The organism is Polaribacter sargassicola (genome assembly GCF_021991835.1).
GTDB lineage: Bacteria > Bacteroidota > Bacteroidia > Flavobacteriales > Flavobacteriaceae > Polaribacter > Polaribacter sargassicola.
Genome location: NZ_JAHDAU010000171.1, coordinates 1 through 300 on the forward strand (window position 1 = coordinate 1; position 300 = coordinate 300).

A 300-nucleotide genomic window follows, 5' to 3' on the forward strand; every position below is an offset into this window, starting at 1 on the left:
GGTTCCACTGGATCATGTTCCAGCCCGACGTGCTGGGCCAGGCGGACGGCATCGAGCGGGTCGGTGACGAGCCGCGCCTGCTGCGGGGAATCGACATCCGGCCGCTGCGTCTCGCCGAGGGCGCCGACGCCGCGGGCATCCGGCTGCCGCCGCTCGCCTATGCGGACGCCGCGATCGAGTCCTACGCGATCTTCAGGCGTCTGCGCGATGCCGGTGACATCGCCGCCGGCGTGCGCTTCCAGGTCTCGCTGCCCACTCCCGTGGCGGTCGTGTCCTCCTACTTCAGTGGCGACGCCCGCG

Annotated in this window: 1 protein-coding gene; it reads left to right on the forward strand. The window is 72.0% G+C overall.

Annotated features, from left to right (window positions below; translation table 11 throughout):
* Window positions 1-300: hypothetical protein (locus tag KI686_RS16355; RefSeq protein ID WP_237590381.1), on the forward strand; the 300-nt coding region annotated here is incomplete at both ends.